Here is a 23,918-nt window from a genome sequence, read left to right as displayed (position 1 = left end):
GGCGGGCTGCCCATTCCCTACGGGTGAATAGCCTATGGGCAAATTGCCTGTGAGCAAATCGACCTCAGCCACAGTAGCGCCCTAGCCAAAAACAGCAGGGGGCCAAGGCCCCCTGTCTATCAACCCGTCATCACGTTGCACGCTACAGGCTGATCACGGTACCGGTCTTGCCAGCGATCCCCTCAGCTGCCTTTTCCAGCAGGGTGATGAGGGATTTTCGCCCCGGCAGGGCGGTGGCGAACGAGAGCGCCGCCTCCACCTTGGGCAGCATGGATCCCTTGGCAAACTGCCCCTGGGCAATAAAGCTGTTGGCATCAGCCACGCTCAGGGTATCGAGCCACTGCACATCGGGCTTGCCGAAGTTGATGGCGACTTTCTCCACGGCGGTAAGGATGATCAGCATGTCGGCGTCGATCAGTTCCGCCAGTTTGGCACTGGCCCAATCCTTATCGATCACCGCACTGGCACCGCGCAGGTGGTTGCCCTCCCGCAGCACCGGAATACCGCCACCCCCGACGGTGATCACCACCTGACCGGCAGCCAGCATGGCAGAGACGGTCTCTTTCTCGATGATATCGACGGGTTTGGGGGATGCCACTACCCGGCGATAGCCGCGACCGGCATCCTCTTTGAGCCGCTCCCCCTTGGCCATCAATGCTTCGGCCTCCTCCTTGCTGAAGAAGCCGCCGATGGGTTTGCTCGGGTCGAGGAAGGCGGGATCGTTTTTATCCACCTCAACCTGGGTCACCAGAGTGGCGACCGGCTTGTGGATGCCGCGTTCAAGCAGTGCCTCGCGCAGGGCATTTTGCAGGTCATAACCGATATAACCCTGACTCAGGGCCACGCAGATCGACATGGGCAGATGGGGCGCCTTGGGATCGTGGCGGGCCGCCACCTCGAACGCCTGCTGGATCATCCCTACCTGCGGGCCGTTGCCGTGGGTCACCACCACCTCATGCCCCTGGGCGATCAGGTCGGCAATGGTGCCCGCCGTGCTCTGCACCGCCTTCATCTGCTCGGGCAGGTTGTTGCCCAGCGCATTGCCACCAAGGGCCAGTACGATTCTCTGTTTCATCTTGTTATCTCCAGTGATGGGACAAGCCGGCGCGATACCGGCCCACCTTTCGTTGTTCACATAAGCTTGCTGCTCTGCGTGTTTCGAACGGATTGTCAGCCTGCAGCCGCGGGGCAAGGCGAGTGCAGCTCCGGCGCCAACGCCGGATCAAAGGGTGCCCTGGCCAGAAAGCGGCCATGACCACGCCGCCCCAGAAACTCGCCATCGCGAGCGACTATCTCGCCACGGCTCAGGGTCATTCTGATCTGGCCGGGGCAGCGCATCCCCTCGTAAGGGCTGTAGTCGCCGTTGTCGTGCAACTGTTGATGGGAAATCAGGGTGTCACCACGGGGATTCATGATCACCAGATCGGCATCAGACCCCGCTTGCAAGTTGCCCTTGCGCGGCCAGAGGCCAAACAGGCGCGCCGGGTTAGCGCTGGTGAGGGCCACGAAGCGGGACGGCGAGATGCGCCCGCCCAATACCCCGTGGGCAAACAGCAGCAGCATCCGGTTCTCGACGCCCGGCAAGCCGTTGGGACAGCGGCTGAAATCGCCACCCGAGAGGGTCATGCGCTGGGCGTGGGAGAAGTTGCAGTGATCGGTCGCGACGGTGTCGATGTCGCCCGCGGCGATGCCGACCCACAGCTTGTCCAGCTCGCTGCGCCCACGCAGTGGCGGGCTCAACAGGAAGTCGACTCCGTCTTCGCGGTAGTAGCAGGCGTCATCGAGCAGCAGATACTGCGGGCAGGTCTCGACCCAGACCGGCTGACCCTGACGGCGCGCCAGCTTGAGGTACTCCAGCCCCAGGCCGTTGGAGAGGTGGACGATATAGAGCGGCGCACTGCCCGCCAGATCCGCCAGATTGATCATCCGGGCGATCGCCTCCGCCTCGCACTCCAGCGGACGGCTCTGCGGGTGATACCAGGGTTCATGGTGGCCGGCGGCCAACAGGGCCGCCCGGCGCGCCGCGATGGCGGCGTCGTTCTCGGGATGGACGGTGGCGAGCGCCCCCACCTCTTTGAGGCGGGCCAGCGCGCGCAGCACGTCATGGTCCCCCAGCTTGTACTGGTAGGTGAGATAGAGCTTGAAGCTGCTGATCCCCTCCTCCTGCACCATGGCGGCCATTTCGTCCAGGATGGCGTCATCCACATGCTGGATCACGCCGTGAAAGCTGTAGTCGATCACCGCCTGATCGGCGGCGTAGTCGTGATAGCGGGCCAGCTGGTGATGCAGATTGCACCCCGCCGGGCCAAATCCCATGTGGTCGATGATGGAAGTAGTACCACCACAAGCGGCGGCACGGGTACCGCTGAAAAAATCATCGCAACTGCGGGCGATGCCCACATCGATGTTGAAGTGGGTGTGGACATCGATGCCGCCCGGCATCACATAGCAGCCGCTGGCATCGATCACCTCGGTCTCGCCATCGGGCTGGATATCGGCAGCACGGGCGCGGATCACCCCGTTATCGATCAGCAGATCCTGACGATATTCCCCTTGTGGATCGACCAGCACACCGTTTTTTATCAGCCGTTTCATCCCCACCACCTCGAATGCTTTTGCCTTCAAACAGCAAGGCCCCGCCTCAATGGAGACGGGGCACTTTCAACAGCTGGGCGGCGATGGCAGTCACCACCCGGCAGACCCCTTACTTGTCCAGCTCGGCCAGATAGAGCATGGGGATCACGGCGTACATGGCGGCGCACTTGACCAGATGCTCTTTCCAGGTCTTCTCGTTCGGGGCGTGGGCTTCCGGCTCTTTACCCGGGCCAAAACCGATGACCGGAATACCGTGGCGACCCATGATAGAGACCCCGTTGGTAGAGAAGGTCCACTTGTCGACCACCGGCTCTTTGCGGAACAGCTCGCGATAGGCCTTGGAGAGGGTCTTGACCGTGATGTGATCCTCTTCCACTTTCCAGGTCGGGAAGTAGCACTCGGTCGGGTAGACCAGACCGGTGTAGGCCGGACGATCATACTGGTACATGGAGACTTCGGCACCGGCCGCTTTTACCGCAGGCAGGGCGCGGATCTCGTCCAACGCACCTTGCCAGGTCTCGCCCCAGGTGAGACGACGGTCGATGGAGACAGCACAGCTGTCGGCCACGGCGCAGCGGCTCGGGGAGGTGAAGAAGATCTCGGAGACGGTCAGGGTGCCCTTGCCGAGGAAGTCGTCATTGCCAAGGTTGTGGCTGAGCTCCTGCAATTCGCCCAGGATCGGGCCCATCTTGAAGATGGCGTTGTCACCGCGCTCCGGCGCAGAGCCGTGGCAGCTCACCCCTTGCACCTCGACGCGGATCTCCATACGGCCACGCTGGCCACGGTAGATCTGACAGTCGGTCGGCTCGGTACTGACCACGAACTCGGGGCGGATCTTGCTCTGCTCGATGATGTACTGCCAGCACAGACCGTCGCAGTCCTCTTCCTGCACAGTCCCGGTCACCAGCAGGGTGTACTGATCTTCCAGCCCCAGATCCTTGATGATCTTGCCGGCATAGACCATGGAGGCCATGCCCCCTTCCTGGTCGGATGCGCCACGGCCGCCGATGATCTCGTGATCTTCCATGCCCTCATAGGGGTCGAAGGTCCAGTTGGCGCGGTTACCGACACCGACGGTATCGATGTGGGCATCCATGGCAATCAGGCGCGGGCCATGGCCGATATAGCCCAGCACATTGCCCATAGGGTCAATCTCTACCTTGTCGAAACCAACCTTCTCCATCTCCTGCTTGATGCGCAGTACCACCCGCTCTTCATCGCAGCTTTCGCTCGGGATAGCGATCATGTCGCGCAGGAACTGACTCATCTCGGCCTTGTACTGGTAGGCCTTCTCCAACACCATTTCAAACGGAATTTGCTTGCTCATTGTGATTCTCCATAACAACTGAGAGTGCGCGGCCTGTTCGTCGGCAGCGCCCTGTGCCCGTTACCGCACCCCGTTGGCGAGGTGCGATCAGTTCTTCAATTCGTGTCTCTGCTCTGGCGGGAGAGTTAGTCGCAGGCAGGATGTTTGCCTTCCCACACCACTTCCCGGTAGTGGGTCACATCGGTGTCCCCTTCGGTGTTGATGATGAGTACGACCGAGTTGCTATCCAGCCCGAGGCGAGCCATCAGCGCCGCGCGATCCGGGTGGTGACGCACTGCCGCCAACACGCCGGTACCGACCGAGCCGGATTCGCCGGAGATGATGCGCGGATCATTGCCCAGGGGGTTGCCCAGCACCCGCATACCCAGCGCCGACACCTTGTCGTGGCAGGAGATGAACTGGGTGGTGCAGCTTCTGAGCAGCGGCCAGCCGAGCGGATTGGGTTCACCACAGGCGAGACCGACCATGATGGTGCGCATATCGCCTCCCACGTTGACCATCTCCCCCGCCACACCGGAGCGGTAGATGCAGTCGGCCTGAGCCGGCTCGACCACTATGCTGTGGAGGTTTTTCGCCCCGAAGCAGTCCACCAGATAACCGAGCACCCCGCCCGCCAGCGCCCCTACCCCGGCCTGCAGCAGCACGTGGGTCGGCTGCTTGATGCCCATATCCTGCATCTGCTCGACTGCTTCGTCGGCCAGGGTGGAGTAACCCTGCATGATCCAGGTCGGGATCTTGGTGTAACCCTCCCAGGCGGTGTCCTGCACTATGTGCCAACCGCGCTCTTCGGCCATTTTCATGGTCAGACGCACGGTGTCGTCATAGTTCATGTCGGTGACGATGCACTCGGCACCGAGATTGAGAATGTGGTCAACCCGCTCCTGGGCGGAGCCCTTGGGCATGTAGACCACTGCATGCTGACCCACCTGTTTGGCGGCCCAGGCAACGCCACGACCGTGGTTGCCATCTGTGGTGGTGGCGAAGGTCATCGGCTCCTTGATGGTGCGTTTGATGAGATCGAAGGAGAAATCCTCGATGGCCACCCCGTACTTTTCACAGAGCAGGTTGGCGATGGCGTAGACGCCACCCAGCATCTTGAAGGCATTGAGGCCAAAGCGCTTTGACTCATCCTTGACCAGAATATTTTTTACCCCGATATAGGCGGCCAGATCTTTCAGGTCGCACAAGGGGGTCGGTTCATAACCGGCCAGTTTTTTATGAAAAGCGCGAGCCTTTTGTGCTTCGGCGCGAGAAAACAGCGGAGATGGCTCGGCAGTAAAAAAGCGGTTATCGGCAATATCCATCTTCAAAGAAAATTGGGACATGCTTACCTCACTAGGCGTTACCTGACAAAGAGCTGCCTCGCCGGGAGATCCGTTATTCAGATACCACGGAGAGAAAACTCAAAATAATGGGTTCGACAGTGTGGGCAGGATGAATATTCACCCTGCCCTGCCGTTATTTATTTCACCCGCTTTTGCGCCTCTTTAATCAGATTTTCCAGGGTTTCTGCCGGGGCGGAGAATTTACGGGCCATGATCATGGCGGCGATAATATAGGGCTTCCAGCTCGCCTCTTTGTAAGTGGCGATACGGTATTTCTCGAATACCCCTTCGGTTACTTCGCCCTCTTTGCAGGAGACGCCGGAAATATCGGCGGGCAGGCAGTGCATATAGAGCGCTTCGCCACCCTTGGTAAGCTTCATCATCTCCTCGGTGCAGTGCCAATCCTTGTGCTTGGCGTTCTGCTCAAGACAATGTTTCTCCAGCTCCTTGAGGCCAGCGTGGTCATTGGCACGCAGCAACTCGGTGCGCTGCTCCATCACCTTGTAGGGGGCCCAGGACTTGGGATAGACGATATCTGCATCCTTGAACGCCTCTTCCATGGAGGTGACCTGACGGAAGCTGCCACCGGAGGCCTTGGCATTCTCTTTGGCCACTTCGATCACGTCCGGGATCAGGTCATACCCTTCCGGGTGGGCCAGGGTCACGTCCATACCGAAACGGGTCATCAAGCCGATGATGCCCTGCGGCACGGAGAGCGGCTTGCCGTAGCTCGGGGAGTAAGCCCAGGTCATCGCAATCTTCTTGCCCTTGAGGCTATCCAGGCTGCCGAAGTGCTCCTGCAACCAGGCGAGATCAGCCATGGACTGGGTCGGGTGATCAATGTCGCACTGCAGGTTGACCAGCGCCGGACGCTGGGGCAGCACTCCCTTCTCGAACCCTTCATCCAGTGCGGCGCCCACCTCGCGCATGTAGGCGTTACCGGCGCCCAGATACATGTCATCGCGGATCCCGATGGCATCGGCGCAAAACGAGATCATATTGGCGGTTTCACGGACGGTCTCGCCGTGGGCGATCTGGGATTTGCCCTCATCCAGATCCTGCTGGGCCAGACCGAGCAGGTTCAGGGCAGAGGCGTAAGAGAAGCGGGTTCGGGTGGAGTTATCGCGGAAAACCGAGATACCGAGCCCGCTGTTAAACAGTTTGGTGCAGATATTTTCGGCGCGCAGTGTCTTGAGGGATTCGGCCAGTTTCAATACCAGCTCCAGTTCCTGAGGCGTTTGCTCCCAGGTCAGCAGAAAATCTTTTTCATGCAGGTTGGATTTGAGTGCTCTGATCTCTTTGATTAATTCGTTAACTGCTTTCATCGTTCGCCCCAATCATTGGATGAGATATGGATAGCTCCCCTTTCACTCACGATGTCACCAGCATCCCGGTTGTGGGTGAGCGCGTCGGTTAGCGTCGATATGAGGCAATCAATAACCGTGCCAAACCAATAAAATGCAGGCAGATACTAAAAAATGGCGAAAGTGTGTGATGCCACCCACAAAATCAGTGGCTATTTAAGCGGTTTATTTAATAAAAAGGTGAGCGGATCAACCAAGCCATAAAATAGCAAGGTGATAATAATCAGAGGCGATATCTCGGCATCGGTGATAATTATCATCAAAGGTCAGTTTCAAGGGCTGAAATGATATCAGTGGGGCTGTCGTTATCATTATGATAATGCCGTGCAGCGACTTGCTCTTTTGTTACGACCTCTTCTGCAGAAATGTCTCGGCCATCTCGCCTCCCCTGCACTCCCGTATCACCTCTCGCCTTATCTTCCGGCCACATCGCTAGGCGCGGTTGGCCCAAGGTGCTAACGTGAATACGCCAGCTGCGCATCTGTATCGGATGCTCAGGAGAGGCCGACGTTCACTGCCGCAACTGCGCGGATGAACCAGCATGACTTACATCTTTGAGGGATTATCTATGTCCAGGAATGCTGCTCTGCTCATCACCCTGACCCTGCTCGGTATAGCCCCTGCCCAAGCCATCAGTGCCAAATATGCCGAGCAACTGGAGCGATCCGGCTGCACCCAGGTCACCGAGGCACAGGGCTGTGACATTCACAAAACCAAAGCGGAAAATGCCAAGGCGGGATTTGGCACGGCCGCCCCGGCCGCGGAGGGCGGTCTGAATCTGAGCTATGAGCAGAAGCTGGAGCGCTCGGGCTGCACTCAGGTGAGCGAGCTTAATGGCTGCGATATCAACAAAACCAAGGCTGAGAACGCCGCAGCCGGTGTTGGCAATGCTCCGGCCGCAGCAACCAGCGCCAGTCCCTATGCGGGCAACTGGATCGCCACCTTCCCCCAAACCGGCGCCACCGTGGCCAATATCCGCATCGATGGCAAGGATCAGGTGTGGGTCAACGACAAGAAGGTCAATGCCAAGAAATCTGATGGCGCGCTGGTGTTCAAGGATGGCATGGTCATCTACACCATTCAGGGGGATCGCCGCATCAAGGGTGAAGATGGCTGGGTCGATAATGATGCCGGCACCAAGGGGCCCATCAACGCCAAGTAAGCAGCTGACCACGAAATGACGGGGAGCGCGGGCTCCCCGTTTCACCCCTGATTGCCCATCGCGTCCAATGACCAGCTCCGCCAGTGAGGGGCCAGAATCAATACCTCCTGCTCCAGCCAAGTCCCGTCTGTGATCAGTTTATCGAGCCAGGGAACGCCTGCCGGCGCGCCATGACCATCAACCTGATCAGCCTGCGTCGTCACACGCCAGGGCACCTTGCCACTGTCCGTTGCAAAGGTGCGAACAGGGCGGGCATAGTGCTCCAGATAAGGTTGCAGCTCACAGGGAAGCCAGAGCATGGCCGGTCGATTTAGCTCACGCGCCAGCTCGATGGCAATATCGATACCCCGTTGATCGAGATCGCCAAAATGGGCCCACTGCACGCCTGCAGGCAGCAGCGGGATCAGCTGTTTGGCCAAGGTGGTATTGCGACCGGGGGCAAAGAGCAGCAGTTGCCCGGGTTGCAGCGGGTAGTCGACAAAGGCCCCCTTGTTCTCCACCGTAATCACAAGCTCCCCTTGCCAGCCGATGGCCGCCAGCGTGCCCAGAGTCCGCTCCGGCAACGCCAATTCCCCCAGCAGCGCCATCATTGCCGTCATATCGTGCTGCTGACCCTGCTGATCGACCAGTGAGAGCGGTTCGAGGGTACGGATGCGGATCACCTCATCCTGCGTGAGCGACAATTCCACAAGCTGTGGCGCGGCAAGGGATGCTGACCGCGAATGCTTGCTGTCCCCATGCCAGAGGGCATAAAAGCAGGCCTGATTGAGCCGTGCAGGTAAACTCACTCCCATTCGTTGCAGCTGCTCCCCCTTGTCCGGTTCGGGGGGCGCAGCCCGTGCCAGTTGTCCGGTCAGAAAAGTCCGCCCCGCGTCGGTCAACACATAATGAGCACCACGGCCAACCGGCTTGATCCCGCCCACCGCCTGCAACAGATCCTTCAACTCCCTACCATGCCGGCTCTCAAGGGAGCAGCCCTTCTCGTTCTGGCTATCGAGCAACCGTGCACACAAATCCTGTACCCGCACCTCATTAAACAGCGACATCCTCACCTCTCCATGTGGCTTCATATGACGAAGTAGAGGTGATTTTCCCTGTCATTACCGTGACCGGCTTCGCAAGCGGTTCTTATCAACCCCGCCATGCATGGCCCGTTACTGGTAAACCCGCCACAAAGGGCGCAAGCTGGTTTGATATAGAGATACGCTGCACTCTTCGCGGCACGACAACGCGATACCCGCTTCCACAAGGGCTTGCCATGACCGACGCCACAGACCCCTCGCCATCCTCTTCCTGGCATCTTTCGGATATCCGCGAGCTGGCGCACCTGCTGACTCTGGCGCTGCCCGCCGCGGTAGAGATCACCGAAGCGGTACATCAGGCGGTACTGAGCGGTATGGGGCTCAAGGGACGGGATGAGGGAAAAACAGCCGGGATCACCGGGCTGGTCTACAAGGGGGTACATGGCACCGCCAACAACCTAAGCAGCGGCATCAACCATCTGCTCAGCCGCCTGCCAGCCACACCGCCGCCCCACCAGATCCCCGAAACCCCGAAACGCGCGGCCCTGATCGCCACCCTCAACGGCGTGTTGGGGGACAAGCTGGTCGAGCACCACAATGCTCTCGCCACACCCATGACCCTGCGCTATCAGGGCAAGCCCCTCGATTGGCAGGCGATACCGGAGGATCTACTCCGCGAGGGACGGGTGCTGCTGATGATCCATGGCCTCTGCATGAACGATCTGCAGTGGCAGACCGAACATCAAGGCAAGCCGGTCAATCACGGGGAGCAACTTGCCGCCGTGCTTGGCTATCAGCCTCTTTACCTGCGCTACAACTCGGGCCTGCCCATCACACAAAACGGGCAGCAACTTGCCCTGTTGCTGGAGCAACTGTTCGCCCACTGGCCGGGAGAGCTCAAAGAGATAACGATAATTGGCTACAGCATGGGCGGACTGGTTGCCCGCAGCGCCTGCCACCATGCCGGCGTGACCGGGCTCACCTGGCCTGTACGCCTTGTCAACCTGATCTTTCTCGGCACACCACACCACGGCGCGCCGCTCGAACATGCAGGTCACTGGCTGGAGCAGTTGCTGCCCGCCACCGCCTACAGCGAGCCCTTCGTCAGGCTGGCGCGGCTACGCAGTGCAGGCATCAAGGATCTGCGCCACGGCAAGGCGATCGAGACGCTCGCCCCACCCAACCCCGCAGTGCCCTTGCGCGATCCCCGCGTTCCACTCCCCTTACCCTGCAGCGTCAACTGTTATGCCATTGCCGCGACCACTGCCGCCAAGCGCAGCCTGCTGGCCGACCGGCTGATTGGCGATGGACTGGTGCCGCTACGCAGCGCCCTCGGCCAGCACAGCGAGGCGCGCCATCAGCTGGCTTTTCTTCCTGCCCATACCCTGATTGTCTATCGCACCAGCCATATGGCCCTGCTGGCCAGCCCGCAGGTTGGCCAGCAACTGCTGCGCTGGCTCAGCCCCTTGCAGTTATAGCGAACTGGCTATTAAAGCAACAGAGTGCTGGTTCACAAGGTATCCCTGTGGCACTCTGGGACGTCAAAGGGAAGACCCACACTGACATCTGATGTGTCCCCACTGCAAAGGAGCGCCACCGATGGCCAAAGCAAGCAAGAAAGAGATCAAGAAGAAGATCGCCGCTCGTCTTGAGAAAATTGCCAAGCATGAAGGCAAGATCAAGAAGCTGAAGAAGGCCCTGAAGTAGGGCCCATCGAATAAGAAAAACCGCCAATAGGCGGTTTTTTTATCCCCCTTTCGCCCCTTTACCATCGTTTTGATACCAATGGCCTTGATGTAAACGCCTCAAGCGCACCTCAGCAGAACAACCCGACTGAAGCCATACGCGTTCTCATCACCGCTATTTGGTCTAACAGCGCCAATCGGGCGCCGCGCGCCCCCTTGCCAGCAACTACCTTCAACGGAGTGTTTGATATGAGCCAGCAGTGGAGCGCCATATGTACTCTTACACCCTCACCTTCAAGGAAGATGTCGATCGCCTGACCGCCCCCGAGCAGGAAATCACCTTGCAAAGCCCCGCTCAGGCGGGGGATTTTATTATCCTCTCCGACGGCAGCCGCCATCAGGTGATGTTTGTCACCCACCGCGCCCACTACAGCAGCCTCTATCTCGATAAAGGGGTCAGGGTGCCGCAGAGTTAGTGGCTATCGCCTTCAATTGATGGGGCTGAGTGAAATATTCACGCTGTTGACATAATAATCATCGCATCATGTCAATGTTCCTTTATCTCTATCACGATATATCTGAGGAAACGCGATGAAAAAATACAACATTGTCTTATATCAAATTCAATTTATTTAGCCACGAAAAAGCAAATCATACCTCACAAAAACGAACCACCATCACTCAATATCATTGACCACATCCTTGGTCCGTTATAACAATTACTTTGCTGAACATATTTATTCGCAAGTCATTATTAGTGATGGAGTTATCATAATGAATAAAGTTATCTTACCCATAGCATTAATTACCTGTGCCACGCTCGCTCACGCAGAGTCCAGCACTATTATCAACGGTCTGGATTTTGGTCCATTAGCTCAGTTGGCTGGCACATGGAAAAGCACCGATGCTGGTGGTGTAGATGTAGCACCCGGCCAGGAGGGTAGCAAAGTTGGCAAAGGGGGGCCGGCAGTGGAACCCTTTTACGAAGTCATTACTTTTGAACCGGCTGCCGATGCTAAAAATGCCAGCGAACAATATCTGGTAGCCATGTATTACAAGCAGGAAGTATTCAGAAAAAGTGATAATGGGAAATTTCATGACCAACGCGGCTATCTGATTTATGACAAGACTAATCAGCTTGTTTACAACTCATACTGTATACCCCGTGCAGTCTGTGTGGTCACTGAAGGCAAAGCGGGTAACAAAATCGAGTTCAAGGCGGGCAAGCGCGGTATTGCGGAAAGCAATTATATGACCATTAATGATTCCACCACGGATTTCTCGATGACTCTGGACTTCTCAGAGAAAGATCTCCTCAAATACAGTCAAACCACCAACCTGATGGTGTATGGCAAGCCATTTGCACACTCCGATAGTGCATCCCTGACCAGAACCAATTGATGTTTCATGGCCAAGGTATTCATTACCTTGGCTTTTTTATATTCGTCGATAGTCTATCCTGATGGCATCCCTATCCCACTCGGGATTAAGCACACCGGCATACCAGAGTGTCAGAATGACATCCATCTGATTGTTATGCTTAACAACCTTGCCGCTCTTACAGGCCGAGATCACCTCCAGCCATAACTGCTCGGGATTGATCGGCTTGGTAATATCCTTGTGTGACAATAAATCAATGGCAGCTAACACATATGCTCTGGTTTTGGTCGCAGCTACATAATGAACTGGCATGATGCAACTGATACAACCAAGACTGCAAAGAGTCAAAAAAGTTACCTTTGGATTATTTTTGAATTTTCCTGTACTGATATCACCACCAAATGCTTCAGCAATAGCCATATCCCAGGCGGTGGCATGCCCATAATTATTCTGCACCATCAGATGAACAGCTCTCAGCGCTGCACCACCATATTTACCATAGATAATCATCACTAACCCCTCCTTTTGCCCCATAGTAAGGCCGAACAGGCGAGATAAGCTAAAATAAATATCAATCACGATCATCGATTTTTTCCATTGATAACAAATCCATTTTTAGCTGAATTAAATATTGATCCATATCAATGTTATATCTTTATCCACCGAAAGGCTGACTGGTCGATGTCAGCCTGCCAATATCATTCATCAACATCCATTTTCGTGTATAAACGGGTTCACCCAGCCTAGAGCACCTCTATTTTTACTTTGATAATCCCGTCACGAATATTGCCGATGGTGCTAAAAGCCGATTTGGAGAGATCGATAATACGCCCTTTTTTAAAGGCGCCACGGTCATTGACCTTGACCACTACGCTCTTGCCGTTGGCGAGGTTGGTGACCCGCACCATGGCGCCAAAGGGCAATTCCATATGGGCGGCGCTATTGAGGTTGTTGCGATAGATCTCGCCGCTGGCGGTCTTTTTGCCATGATAACGGTCGGCATAATAGCTGGCATAGCCGGTTTCGCTATAGCCGCGCCAGCTGCCGCCGTGGCTCTCGTCATAACGGCTGCTACAGGCCGCCAACAGTAGGCAAAGAGATAACAGCAGCCCTTTCTGGATATGTTGCACCTTTCCCCTCTCCTCTCTTCTTCTTTTCGCTATGCGCAATTTTTCTTCTTCGATACGGCAGGTGACGCTTGCGACACGTTTGCAGGCGGTAGATCTCACCTTGCCATAGCTCCAAGGCACTCACCATGTTACTCGCCTTGTTGTACGGCAGCAGCGACCGTGCGGCTACTTTGCCATATCTTCCATGTAAAAAGGGAGGCAAATGCCTCCCTTTCAACTAGTTACCGGTCATCCTGTGCCGGGATGAGCCAGAGACTTCTCAGGCGATCAGCTTGTCATCGGCAAAGCCGAAGCCGCGCAGGCCTACCACATGCACATGCTCGTGCTTGCCCTGTACCTTGCGGATGAGCTTGTAGGTGGTGCCCTTCTCGGGGCTGATGTTCTCGGGCGCCGCGATAAGCAGCTGCATATCCTGCCGCTCGCACAGCTCGAACAGGGTGGCGATGGATTTGCCATCCAGACGGGCCGCTTCGTCGAGGAACAACAGACGGCAGGGGGCGATATCCTTGCCGCGCAGACGGCGGGACTCCTCCTCCCAACTGATCAGCACCATCAGCAGGATGGCCTGACCGGTACCGATCGCCTCGCCGGTGGAGAGCGCACCGCTCTCGGCCCGCAACCAACCATCGGCCCCGCGCTGCACCTCAATCTCCAGCTCCAGATAGTTGCGATAGTCGAGCAGCACGTCGCCCATCACCTGATAGCTGCGATCCCCCTGTTCTATCTGCGGGTTGAGGCGCTGGAACAGCTTGGCCATCGCCTCGGAGAAGCTGAGCTCCTTGTCGGCGAACAGATCGTTGTGCATGGCGGTTTGATCGGCCAGCGCCGTCAGCAGACGGGTATGGGCCTCGCGGATATTGACGTTGAGGCGCACTCCGCGCACCAGACCAAAGGCGATGTTTTGCAAGCCCTGGTTGAGCACCCGGATGCGGTTCTGCTCGCGGCGGATGATGTTGGTGATCTTGGCCGCCACCTCGTGAGAGGAGAGCGACAGATGGGTTTCCCGCTGCTTGAGCTCGTCAGCCAGACGGGCCAGCTCGATCTCCATCTCCTCGATCGCCTCGACCGGATCATCGGAGCGGATGATGTCGTTGCGGATGCGATCCTTGAGGTAACGGTAAACCTGCACGTAGAAGGCCACCTTCTGCTCGGTGCTGCGATTACCCTCGGAGAGACGCAGCGCATCGCGCAGGGCTTCGTCGTGGGCCACCGCCACCCGCAGGGCGCCGAGGGCCTTGTCCGACATGGAACGCAACTCGTCGCTGTCGAGATAAGCCAGCTCGCGCTTGTTGAGGCGCTTCTCGACATCGGTCTCCCGCGCCAGGCGCACCACCCGTGACCAACTCGCCTTGTGACCCACCAGAGATTTACGGGCGCTGTAGTAATCCTTGCCTTCCAGCTTGAGACGGCCGCCAAGGGATTCGATCTCTCGCTTGGTGACCTGCAACTGGGCCTCGGCGCTGGTGCGACGGGAACGGGTGCGGATCAGCAGCTCTTCAATCTCTTTCTTGTGGGCGCGCGCCTTCTCTTCCATATCGTCAGAGAGGGTCAGCCCCATGGCCGCCAGCTCCTGCTCGAACTCGGTCAGGGTCTGCCGCTTGGCCTCGACGCTGGAGTTCAGCGCAGTGCGCAACTGCAACGCCTCGGTGTGGCGCTGGGCAATCTGCTTGTGCTGCTCGCCAGCGGTGCGGGCCGCCAGCTCAGCCGTTTTCAGCTTCTCTTTGAGTCGCTCACTCATCTCGGAGGCCTTGCCCAGCAGGTCTTGTGCATCCTGATAGGCAAAGTGCGGCAGACGAGCCACCAGCTGATCGAGGGCGTAGCAACGGCGCTTCTGCTCGGCCAGCAGGTCGCTCACCTCATCATAAGCCGCCTGCAGCGCGGCCAGATCCTGCGGATCCTGACGCAGCACCTGCACCATGGTTTCCAGTTTTTCCAGCGACTTGCCGTGCTTGGCGATAAAGGCTTCGGCCTGTTTCAGCGCTTCCACATCGGCGTGAGCCGCCTCGAGGCGGGCGGCCAGGTCTGTCTCGGCAAACAGGTGGGCAAAGGGCAGCATCCCCTGCACCAGCTGGATATGGCGGGTCAGCTGGGCGGCCGCCGCTTTGGCCTCGGCCAGCTGCTTGTCGCACTCGCCAATGGCTCCTTGCAGCGCGCGCAGCTCGGCCTGCTTGCCCTGCACTTCGGCTTCCGGGTCGGGGCGGAAGGCGATATCCAGATGCTGACCGATAAAGTCGCGGAAGTGACCGTAGAGACGGTGATACTTCTGTTGCTCGAAGGCGGCCTTGGCGTAACCCTCGATGAGCCCTTCTCGCTCAAGGTCGAGCTGCTCGATCCGTTTTTCCCGCGCCGCGCGGCCAAACAGCGGCAGCTCGGGGTAGCGGGAGAAGCGCACCTGACGCTTGCTGGTGCGCACCAGCACGGCATCGCCCAGCTCGTCCGCTTCCACCAGATCCTCGTCAAAGGAGTCGGGGTTGCCCTGAATCAGGTAAATATCTTCCGGGCAATCTTCCAGCTTTTTCAGCCGCTCGATGGCACCCTCAAGGTCCAGCACCACCAAAGCGCTGCGAGCCGGGCCGTAGAGCGCGGAGTAGTAAGGGGCATCGTCGATGGAGATGTCGTCGTAGACATCGGAGAGCAGCACGCCCCCCACCTGCTCGGCGATACGAGCAAGACGGGGATCCGCCTCACCAGCACCCAGCTGCAGGTTGCGAATTTGCAGCTCCAGCGCTTGTTTCTGCGCCGCGATGCGGTTGCTCTCCTGCTCGAACTCGCGCTCCTTGTCGAGCACTGTCTGCATACCGGCCGAAAGCTCTTCGGCGGTGGCGAGCGGCAAACCGCTCTGCTCGCGCAGCTGCTCGAGTTTTTCAAAGGATTTCAGCCAGCGCGGCGCAAGCTTGGTGAGCTCCGCAATATCACGGCCCAGCTGGGTGCCTTGATGCTCGAGGCTGGCGCGGCGCTGGTTCACCTCCGCCTGCTGCTCGGAGAGCTCCTCCTGACGAGTGCGCTGGGCTTCTAGGAAGATCTCCAGCTCATCGCTGCTGGCGATAAGCTGGCCAGAGGCCTGCTGCAGCTCGTCACGCAGCTTGAAGAGGCTCTTCTGGCTTTCGCTCTCTTTCTCGAGGCGAGCCAGCGCTGCGCGCAGCCCCTGCCCCTGCGCGATGCGAGCCTTGTCTTCGATGTGACGCTTGAGCAGCGCCTGCGCGGTGAGCCAGGCGGCCTCGCGTACTGTTTCCGGAGCGATGCTGAGCAGCAGCGCCAGCGCTGCTTCGTGCTCGGCCACTGCAGCCTTGGCCAGTGCCAGCTGTTGCTCGGCCCCCAGCACCCGGCTGGTGAGGCTCTGCTCGGCGGCGCGGAACTGGTGCAGGGTGTCGCTCGCCTGTTCGGCGGTCAGCCCCGGCAGCTCGCACTGCTCGCGGGCAGCATCGAGGGCCTGCACCGCCTGACGGTACTGGATAGCGCGGGTCTGCTGGATATCGAGCGCCTGCTGGTAGTCGGCCAGCTGGGTCTTGAGGCTGTCGACTTCTGCCTGTGCCAGCTCCTTGCGCTCTTCTACTTCCAGCAGCTGGCCGTGGATCTCTTCCACTACCGCCTGCTGCTGTTCGAGTTTGTCAGAGAGATCCGCCAGATCGGCACGGTACATCTCGATCTTCTTCTGCAAACTGACCGCCGCCATCACCTTGGCCAGATGCTCGGAGGCAGACTCCAGCTCGTCGGTCAGCAGTTTCTCGCGGTTGGTGAGCTGCTCCACCTCATCCGCCAGATAGATAGCGCGCTGCTTCTCTTCGGCCAGAATGCGGCGCTTGTCGGCCAGCTCCTGGCGCGCCTTGAGGGCCAGCTCGGAGAGGCGACTCTTCTCGGCGGCGTTACGCACATAGTCCGCGGCCACATAGTGGGTGGTCTCGGTGATCAGGTTCTTGAACAGATCCCGCTGACCCTGGGTCTCCTTGATGGCTTCCAGCGTGCGGCGGTTTTCATAGATGGCCGCCTCCATGTCTGCAAACGCCTTGCGCACCCCGGAGTTCTCCGGCAGCAGGTACTCTCGCAGGGAACGGCTGATGGACGAAGAGATGCCGCCGTAGAGGGAGGCTTCGATCAGGCGATAGAACTTGCCGCGATCCTTCTGGTCACGCAGCTTCTTCGGGGTGATGCCGAACTCGAACATGAAGTTGTGATAGTCGGTCACCGTATTGAATTTGGCGACTTTCATCGCCCCCAGCTCGGCGGCCGCCCCTTTCAGGTCGGTAAAGGCGCGTACCCGCCCCTTGCCGCCATCAAGCTTCTCCAGCAGCAGATCGGTCGGTGCCAGATTCTCCGGCACATCCACCAGCGCAAACGGAGTGATGTTGACCTTGTTGTCACGGTTGGCCACCTGCTCGAGGTGGACGCCGACCCAGATCCGCTGTTCGCGGCTGTTCATCACTTCCAGCAGGGAATAGCAGTGACCGCGCTGCAACTTGCCGTAGAGCCCCTTGTCACGGGAGGCGCTGCTCGATCCCGCTTCCGTGGTATTGCGGAAGTGAAGCAGCGACTGGTCGGGGATGAGTGCCGCGATAAAGGCCGCCATGGTGGTGGACTTGCCCGCACCGTTGCCGCCGGAAAGGGTAGTGACCAGCTGGTCGAGATCGAAGGTCCGGGCAAAGAAGCCGTTCCAGTTGACCATGGTCAGGGATTTGAACTTGCCTCGCACCGGTTATACCTCCAGATCCAGTTGTTCTTCATCGAGATCCGCCTCGATATCATCAAAGAGCGAGTCGCTGCTCGGCATTTCGTCGTCGTGGAAGATGGCTTCACCCTCCTGGATCATCCGCAGCTGGACGGCGCGCGGATCTTCATCGGAGCGCACGTCGGCGGCGAAACGGAATACCGATTCGTTGACCCGGAATTTATCCCCGTTGCCAAGAGCGGTGATCATGCCGAGGCGGCGCAGACGGCGCATGGAGGTGCGGATCTTTTCGAGCAACTTCTTCTTGTCGAGATCGGTACCGCCGGAGCGGCTGTTGACCATCCGCAGCAGCTGCTTCTCGTCGGCGAGGCTCAGCACCTCTTCCTGCAGCTCGGCCATGGCGAATACCCCTTCCGAAGCCAGACGATCCGGGCTCAGGTAGAGGTAGCAGAGCACCTTGCCCACCAGCATATCGAGCTCGGAGAGCACAGTGGTGCCGATGTCGGAGCTCGGGCGCGGACGCAGATAGAAGAAGCCTTCCGGCGCCTTGATCAGCTCCACCTGATAGCGGCCGTAGAAGATCTCCAGCTCGCTGTGATATTCGACCAGCGCCGAGTGCTGCTCGAACTCGTCGGCACTGATGTGACGACCGGAGCGCAAGGCGGTGTCGATGCGCGGAAACAAGGGGTTGGCAATCGCCTCTGCGAGCCGCAGCGGCAAGGGAAACTCAGTATTGATCAATGACATAGGCCTGAACCTTGGATCCAGCTTGGTTAATGGGTTTCCATGCGGGTTGGCGATGCAGTTCGCGCTCGCCGCTGGCATGGCCCAGGCGCACGGCCTGGTCGATCAGAAGACGCGCCACATCGAAGTGGGCATGAGCCGGGTAGTCCAGCAGGTATTCCCGCAGCACATCGGCCAAGTCCAGCTGCTGCCCCTGCTCGGGGTAGCGGGCCAGATAGCGCTCGATGCGCTCGGCCAACTCCTGGTTGATGTCCACCATCTCGACGTACTCCATCTCGAGGGGCACCTCACCGGTCACCTCCTCGTCGTGGATGGCGATGGTTTCGTCGCGCAGCTCCAGCAGACGGGGCTCTTCGGCCACCCGCAGCTGCCAGTTGTGCTGCTCGAAGTTGCGAATGGACTCGCGCAGCCGCTGGCTGAAGGCGCGGTTCTTGTCCATGTCGATGGCGTTGCGGATAAATTTGTGGACGTGTCTGTCGTAGCGGGACCAGAGCTCGATGCACTGCTGACCCCAGCTGGTGATGACGTCAAGACGACCTTGCAAGGCGTGAGTCAGCTCCTCGACGTGAAACAGGTCATCGCGCCCCTGCGCCGCTTCCTGAATGTTGAGCAGCCCCGCCTGCAGGCGGTGGCCGGCAGCGTCCAAAGTATCTTGCAGCTCGCGCAGGGTCTGGCCGGTCTCGTGCAGCAGCTTTTCGCAGCTGTGAATGGCATCGACCCAGTTCTGGGTCAGCAGGGCCGCGATTTCGCTTTTGACCTGATTCTGCTGCTCATCCATAGCGCGCTGGGTGAGATCGATGCGCCCCAGGGTTTCTTCCAGCGAGAAGGTGAGGCGCGGCAGCACCTCCGCATCCCACTGCTCGCGGGTGTTGGTTTCAAGCGCCGCCTTGCGGGCTGTGTCGAGCTCGGCAGCCAGGTGTTCGAGCAGAATTGAGAGCTTGATGGAGTCAACCTGACGCTGATCCATAAAGAAGTCGACGATGCTCACACCCAGGCGCGACAGGCGGTAGAGGCTCTCCCCCGCCACCATGTCGGTGTTGAAACGCGACAGCAGTTGTTGGCGAATAAGATCGTTGATGGCGTTGTTGGCGCGACCGGTGAGGGTCTCGTCCATCTGGCCGAAGGCGCTGCTGACATAGCCAAAGGCGTCGTGCAGCGCCGCCTCCGACAGATCCGACTCATCTTCGGACAGGGTCTTGATTGCAATCAGAAAGGCCAGCCGGTCGGTCGGCAGGCTCAACGCCAACCCCTCCTGCCTGACCCACCCTACTAGCTCCGGCAAAGAACGCTCTGGCAGGGTACGGGATGTACTCATCATGATGTTGTCATCTCGTTGTTGTATTGGGCGCAAAATCGTGCGCGCGGCTACATCCGGTAGCATCGAAAACATGGTTCACATCGACGTGAACAGCGAGCAATCAGCTGGCCGGCTTCTGGGCCATTACATGGATATAGCGGCCGAGGGAAACAAAAGGCTCCTGACGGCAATATTGATGCTCCATGGCCAGCAGATCGTCGAACTTCTCCACCTGATCCTGCTTGTGACGCATATAGTCGTGGATCACCCGCACTCCGGTCTTGCCGATGATGCGCAGCCCCCCGCGACCAATCCAGTCATAGACCTGCTCCGGCAATTGGGGATTGGTGGGCGTAAGCGCAGTCTGGCGCTTCTTGCGAAGACCAAGGCGCACATAGTCAAAATTGCCCACCACCAGGCTCTGGAACAGCAAACCATGACGGTTGTAGAAAAGCAGCGACAGTATGCCCCCGGCATTGACGAAAGGGAACAGACCCAGCAAGGTCTGGCGCGGCTCGGCGAGCCACTCCAGCACCGCATGGCAGAGCACCAGATCAAAGGTACCGGTCACGTGTTGCTTCAGATCCTGAATGGGGCAATGGATGAGACGGATTTTGTCTTCCAGCCCCTTCTCGGCGATCTGGCTGCGGGCCAGTTCCAGCATTTCTGCTGACAGATCGCACAGCTCCACCTGATGGCCCATGGCCGCCAGCTTCTGGGCGAAATAGCCAAAACCGCCCCCCGCATCGAGGATGCGCAGCGGTCGGTTGCCAAGGCGGGCCAGGCAGGCTTCGATGTCGCTCCAGACAATGGTGGTGCGGATGCGCCCCTTGGTGGAGTCGTAAATGTTGCGGGCGAACTTGTCGGCGCGCCCGTCAAAACTCTGATCGTGCTTCAAGGAGAAACTCAACATTAGCGCCACAGGGTTGTGGCCATCCCAAAAAAGAGAGGTATTCTGTCACATCCCGAATTTGCTGAAAACTCAAGGAAGTGTCTGCCGTGTTTGTGATTAAAAAGTGGCTGGGTCAGCTGCTGATGCCGCTCCCCTTCTCCCTCTCCCTGCTGCTGGTCGCCCTGCTGCTGCTCTGGTTCACCCGATTTCAGAAAACCGGCAAGCTGCTGGCCACTCTCTCGCTGCTCATTGTGGCCCTGATGGGGATGCGGCCGGTGAGCTATGAACTGGCCCGCGGGCTGGAGCAGACCTTCCCGCCGTTCGAGGCGAGCCAGCATCCCAACATCGAGGCCATCGTGGTGCTCGGCAACGGCCATGTCAGTGATCCGGCGGTGCCGATGCGCAGTTGGCAGAACAATATCTCGTTGGCTCGCACTCTGGAGGGGGTTCGCCTCGCCCAGGCCTATCCGGACGCCGAGCTGGTTTTCTCCGGCTATGTGTCGGGGGATACCCTCTCCAATGCCGAGGTCAATGCCCGGATGGCCGAGAGTCTCGGCATACCCCGTTCGCGGATGACGTTGTTTGAAAACAACAAAGACACTCATGATGAAGCGGTCAGTATCAGCCGCCATCTGAAAGGAAAAGAGGTGGCGCTGGTCAGTTCGGCCACTCATTTGCCACGTGCCATGGCCCTCTATCAGGGTCAGGGACTCAAGGCCGTGCCGGCCCCCACCGACTACACCGCCAAGCAGAGCCAGGTACCCCAGCCGCTCTACAGTTATTTACCCAAAGGGCGTTATCTGATGTATTCCGAAGCTGCCATCCACGAATGGATTGGGGTATGGTGGGCTCGCTTGCGGGGGCAGGTTAACGAATGAGCGATCAAGCGTTTCATTCCTGATTTGGATCAGGAAAGCGAAAAAAAATTACGTCATTTGCCGCCGGGTCAGCTATCTTGGGCTCGGTTCAATTCATATAATGTCGCGCAATCAAATGCCTAGGAGATATACAAGATGAGACAGCACCTGGTAATGGGTAACTGGAAACTGAACGGCACCAAGGCTTCTGTAGAAGCTCTGATCAAAGGACTGACCCCGGCTGCTGCCGCTCATCCTTCTGTGCAAGTCGCCGTCTGCCCGCCGGTTATCTTTTTGGGTCTGGTTGAACAACTGACCGCTGGCAGCAAGATTGCCTACGGTGCCCAGAACGCTGACGTTCACGAGTCTGGTGCCTTCACCGGCGAAAACGCCCCCTCCATGCTGAAAGCCTTTGGTTGCACCTACTCTCTGGTCGGCCACAGCGAGCGTCGCACCCTGCACGCAGAGACTGACGACGTGGTTGCTGCCAAGTACGAAGCGATCCAGAAAGGCGGCCTGGTGCCGGTTCTGTGCATCGGTGAAACTCTGGAGCAGTTCGAAGCCGGCGTGACCAAGAACGTGGTTGAGACCCAGCTGAAAGCCGTTATCGACCGTTGCGGCATCGCCTCCTTCAACAACGCCGTTATCGCTTACGAGCCGGTATGGGCCATCGGTACTGGCAAGACTGCCACTCCGGAGATCGCTCAGTCCGTTCACGCTCACATCCGTCAGTACCTGGCCGGTTTTGATGCCGCTGTTGCTGCCAAAGTACAGATCCTGTACGGCGGTTCCGTCACTGGCGCCACTGCAGCCGACCTGTTCGGTCAGCCGGACATCGACGGTGGCCTGGTCGGTGGTGCGTCCCTGAAAGTGGACGACTTCTCCCAGATCATCGCTGGCGCTGCCAAGTAATCGCTGATTACGGCAAAGAGAGGGGCTCGTCCCCTCTCTTGTATCGCTTTTCCTATGGTGGCCCCCGTATCCCATATGAAAGCCGATATAGTAAAAGTGGCTTGTCTATTTAAACATTCGTATTTGACAACTCAGATCCAGAGGCACTCATGACCAAACAAATCAAACGTATTGGTGTTTTGACCAGTGGTGGCGACGCACCGGGTATGAACGCAGCCATTCGCGCCGTGGTTCGCGCCGGTTTGCATCATGGCCTGGAAGTTTACGGTATTTATGATGGCTACCTCGGCCTGCACCAGGATCGCATCGTCAAGCTGGAGCGTCACAGCGTTTCCGACGTGGTGAACCGTGGTGGTACTTTCCTCGGCTCCGCCCGTTTCCCTGCCTTCAAAGACCCCGCAGTGCGCGCCGAAGCGATCGAAAACCTGAAAAAACACGGTATCGATGCGCTGGTCGTCATCGGTGGTGACGGCTCCTACATGGGTGCCAAGAAGCTGACCGAAGAGGGTTTCCCCTGCATCGGCCTGCCGGGCACCATCGACAACGATATCGCCGGTACCGACTTCACCATCGGCTTTGATACCGCTCTGAACGTGGTTGTTGACGCCATCGACCGCCTGCGCGACACCTGCAGCTCCCACCACCGTATCTCCGTGGTCGAGATCATGGGTCGCCACTGTGGCGATCTGGCCATGTCTGCCGCCGTTGCCGGTGGTGCCGAGTATGTGATCGTGCCGGAAGTAGCCTTCGATAAAGAGAAGCTGCTCAAGCAGATCAAGGAAGGCGAAGCAAAAGGCAAGAAGCACGCCATTATCACCATCTGTGAGCACGTAACCGACGTGAACGCGCTGGCCAAGGACATCGAAGCCCTGACCGGTCGTGAAACCCGCGCCACCATCCTGGGCCACATCCAGCGTGGCGGTGCCCCGACTGCCCGTGACCGCATCATGTCCAGCCGTATGGGTGCTTATGCCGTTGAGCAGCTGCTGGCTGGTCACGGTGGTCGCTGCGTCGGCATTCAGCGCAACGAGCTGGTACACCACGACATCATCGACTGCATCGAGAACATGAAGCGTCCGTTCGATCAGGAGCTTTACAACCTCTCCACTACCCTGTTCTAAGCCACGCGGCTTTTAATCGGCTGTTGATGACAAAAACCCTCCATCGGAGGGTTTTTTAATATCTTACACACACTGGTGCATCCGCACGCTGTGTGCCCCTCACCATAAGGGTTGCCTGATTCCCAAGCCTTGCGCCATCTTACAGATCACTAGCCTTCCCCTCCTCACAGCAACCGGCTTCAGCCTACGAACAGAGTTCCGGTATTGTCGTGAATGTTTTATCACTGCGAACCGGATTGCGTTGACCTGTGCTCTGTCGACCCTGAAACGAGCTTGTTCAGCCTCCTCGTCATACGCCGCTTTTTATATCTCAATCTTGCAGAAGGGATTCAGATATCTTCCCCAACCATGCTCCGGCGCAGTGCTCGTATTGCACTCACATGACTCACGCAGATGCACCGGCTACGCAAATCGCTACTCGCGCCCAGCCCAGCCCAGCCCA

Annotated in this window: 19 protein-coding genes; 7 read left to right on the top strand and 12 right to left on the bottom strand. The window is 58.5% G+C overall.

Features of this window, described 5'->3' with window-relative positions:
* Positions 1–142 precede the first annotated feature (142 nt).
* The 5 genes from arcC to ygeW all read right to left on the bottom strand — a co-directional run bounded on the left by arcC (position 143) and on the right by ygeW (position 6,572).
* The gene (gene arcC, locus BN1139_RS05800) at positions 143–1,075 is read right to left on the bottom strand and encodes a carbamate kinase (RefSeq protein WP_005352264.1); all 933 of its coding nucleotides are present in this window, start codon (positions 1,073–1,075) and stop codon (positions 143–145) included.
* A gap of 95 nt (positions 1,076–1,170) precedes the next feature.
* Positions 1,171–2,595 carry a dihydropyrimidinase gene (gene hydA, locus BN1139_RS05795; protein WP_005352266.1) on the bottom strand — a complete coding sequence of 475 codons (1,425 nt, stop codon included), beginning with the start codon at positions 2,593–2,595 and terminating at the stop codon, positions 1,171–1,173.
* A gap of 109 nt (positions 2,596–2,704) precedes the next feature.
* The gene (locus tag BN1139_RS05790) at positions 2,705–3,922 is read right to left on the bottom strand and encodes a YgeY family selenium metabolism-linked hydrolase (protein WP_005352268.1); all 1,218 of its coding nucleotides are present in this window, start codon (positions 3,920–3,922) and stop codon (positions 2,705–2,707) included.
* 125 nt (positions 3,923–4,047) lie between these two features.
* Complete coding sequence (gene dpaL / locus BN1139_RS05785; RefSeq protein ID WP_005352271.1) at positions 4,048–5,247, bottom strand: diaminopropionate ammonia-lyase; 1,200 nt, start codon at positions 5,245–5,247, stop codon at positions 4,048–4,050.
* 137 nt (positions 5,248–5,384) lie between these two features.
* Positions 5,385–6,572, bottom strand: a complete 1,188-nt coding sequence (ygeW, locus tag BN1139_RS05780; RefSeq protein WP_005352275.1) for a knotted carbamoyltransferase YgeW — start codon at positions 6,570–6,572, stop codon at positions 5,385–5,387.
* Positions 6,573–7,179: 607 nt separating this feature from the next.
* Here ygeW and BN1139_RS05775 point away from each other — a divergent pair.
* Positions 7,180–7,773: a hypothetical protein gene (locus BN1139_RS05775; protein ID WP_005352278.1), complete on the top strand. Its 594-nt coding sequence runs from the start codon at positions 7,180–7,182 to the stop codon at positions 7,771–7,773.
* 41 nt (positions 7,774–7,814) lie between these two features.
* Here BN1139_RS05775 and BN1139_RS05770 read toward each other — a convergent pair whose 3' ends face one another.
* Positions 7,815–8,819: a Wadjet anti-phage system protein JetD domain-containing protein gene (locus BN1139_RS05770; RefSeq protein WP_005352280.1), complete on the bottom strand. Its 1,005-nt coding sequence runs from the start codon at positions 8,817–8,819 to the stop codon at positions 7,815–7,817.
* Between the two features lie 212 nt (positions 8,820–9,031).
* Between BN1139_RS05770 and BN1139_RS05765 the strand changes: the two genes are divergently transcribed.
* The 3 genes from BN1139_RS05765 (at position 9,032) to BN1139_RS05755 (ending at position 11,881) form a co-directional block, all read left to right on the top strand.
* On the top strand, positions 9,032–10,273 hold the full coding sequence (locus BN1139_RS05765) for an esterase/lipase family protein (protein WP_005352283.1): 1,242 nt from the start codon (positions 9,032–9,034) through the stop codon (positions 10,271–10,273).
* A gap of 479 nt (positions 10,274–10,752) precedes the next feature.
* The gene (locus BN1139_RS05760) at positions 10,753–10,956 is read left to right on the top strand and encodes a hypothetical protein (RefSeq protein ID WP_005352285.1); all 204 of its coding nucleotides are present in this window, start codon (positions 10,753–10,755) and stop codon (positions 10,954–10,956) included.
* 298 nt (positions 10,957–11,254) lie between these two features.
* Positions 11,255–11,881, top strand: a complete 627-nt coding sequence (locus BN1139_RS05755; protein ID WP_005352287.1) for a heme-binding beta-barrel domain-containing protein — start codon at positions 11,255–11,257, stop codon at positions 11,879–11,881.
* 36 nt (positions 11,882–11,917) lie between these two features.
* Here BN1139_RS05755 and BN1139_RS05750 read toward each other — a convergent pair whose 3' ends face one another.
* The 6 genes from BN1139_RS05750 to cmoM form a co-directional block, all read right to left on the bottom strand.
* Positions 11,918–12,445, bottom strand: a complete 528-nt coding sequence (locus BN1139_RS05750; RefSeq protein WP_005352289.1) for a DUF6979 family protein — start codon at positions 12,443–12,445, stop codon at positions 11,918–11,920.
* Between the two features lie 158 nt (positions 12,446–12,603).
* Positions 12,604–12,990 carry a septal ring lytic transglycosylase RlpA family protein gene (locus tag BN1139_RS05745; RefSeq protein WP_005352291.1) on the bottom strand — a complete coding sequence of 129 codons (387 nt, stop codon included), beginning with the start codon at positions 12,988–12,990 and terminating at the stop codon, positions 12,604–12,606.
* A 259-nt stretch (positions 12,991–13,249) separates the two neighbouring features.
* Entirely contained in the window at positions 13,250–17,677 is a 4,428-nt protein-coding gene (gene mukB, locus BN1139_RS05740; RefSeq protein ID WP_005352293.1) for a chromosome partition protein MukB, read from the bottom strand.
* A gap of 3 nt (positions 17,678–17,680) precedes the next feature.
* Positions 17,681–18,400: a chromosome partition protein MukE gene (gene mukE, locus BN1139_RS05735; RefSeq protein WP_005345759.1), complete on the bottom strand. Its 720-nt coding sequence runs from the start codon at positions 18,398–18,400 to the stop codon at positions 17,681–17,683.
* The gene (gene mukF, locus BN1139_RS05730; RefSeq protein ID WP_005345760.1) at positions 18,381–19,715 is read right to left on the bottom strand and encodes a chromosome partition protein MukF; all 1,335 of its coding nucleotides are present in this window, start codon (positions 19,713–19,715) and stop codon (positions 18,381–18,383) included. The genes mukE and mukF overlap by 20 nt, the downstream gene beginning before the upstream one ends.
* A 100-nt stretch (positions 19,716–19,815) precedes the next feature.
* Complete coding sequence (gene cmoM / locus BN1139_RS05725; protein WP_041202711.1) at positions 19,816–20,592, bottom strand: tRNA uridine 5-oxyacetic acid(34) methyltransferase CmoM; 777 nt, start codon at positions 20,590–20,592, stop codon at positions 19,816–19,818.
* Between the two features lie 101 nt (positions 20,593–20,693).
* On the opposite strand from cmoM, the gene elyC reads away from it, so the two are divergent.
* The 3 genes from elyC (at position 20,694) to pfkA (ending at position 23,476) form a co-directional block, all read left to right on the top strand.
* Complete coding sequence (elyC, locus tag BN1139_RS05720) at positions 20,694–21,464, top strand: envelope biogenesis factor ElyC (RefSeq protein ID WP_005352299.1); 771 nt, start codon at positions 20,694–20,696, stop codon at positions 21,462–21,464.
* Between the two features lie 135 nt (positions 21,465–21,599).
* Positions 21,600–22,355 carry a triose-phosphate isomerase gene (gene tpiA, locus BN1139_RS05715; protein ID WP_005336839.1) on the top strand — a complete coding sequence of 252 codons (756 nt, stop codon included), beginning with the start codon at positions 21,600–21,602 and terminating at the stop codon, positions 22,353–22,355.
* A gap of 149 nt (positions 22,356–22,504) precedes the next feature.
* Complete coding sequence (pfkA, locus tag BN1139_RS05710; RefSeq protein ID WP_005336840.1) at positions 22,505–23,476, top strand: 6-phosphofructokinase; 972 nt, start codon at positions 22,505–22,507, stop codon at positions 23,474–23,476.
* Positions 23,477–23,918: the final 442 nt, after the last annotated feature.

This window comes from Aeromonas veronii bv. veronii, from assembly GCF_000820225.1.
In the GTDB taxonomy this organism is placed as follows: Bacteria; Pseudomonadota; Gammaproteobacteria; order Enterobacterales; family Aeromonadaceae; genus Aeromonas; species Aeromonas veronii.
The sequence above is the reverse complement of the archived record's forward strand: the minus strand, read 5'-3'. Positions and strand labels throughout refer to the sequence as shown.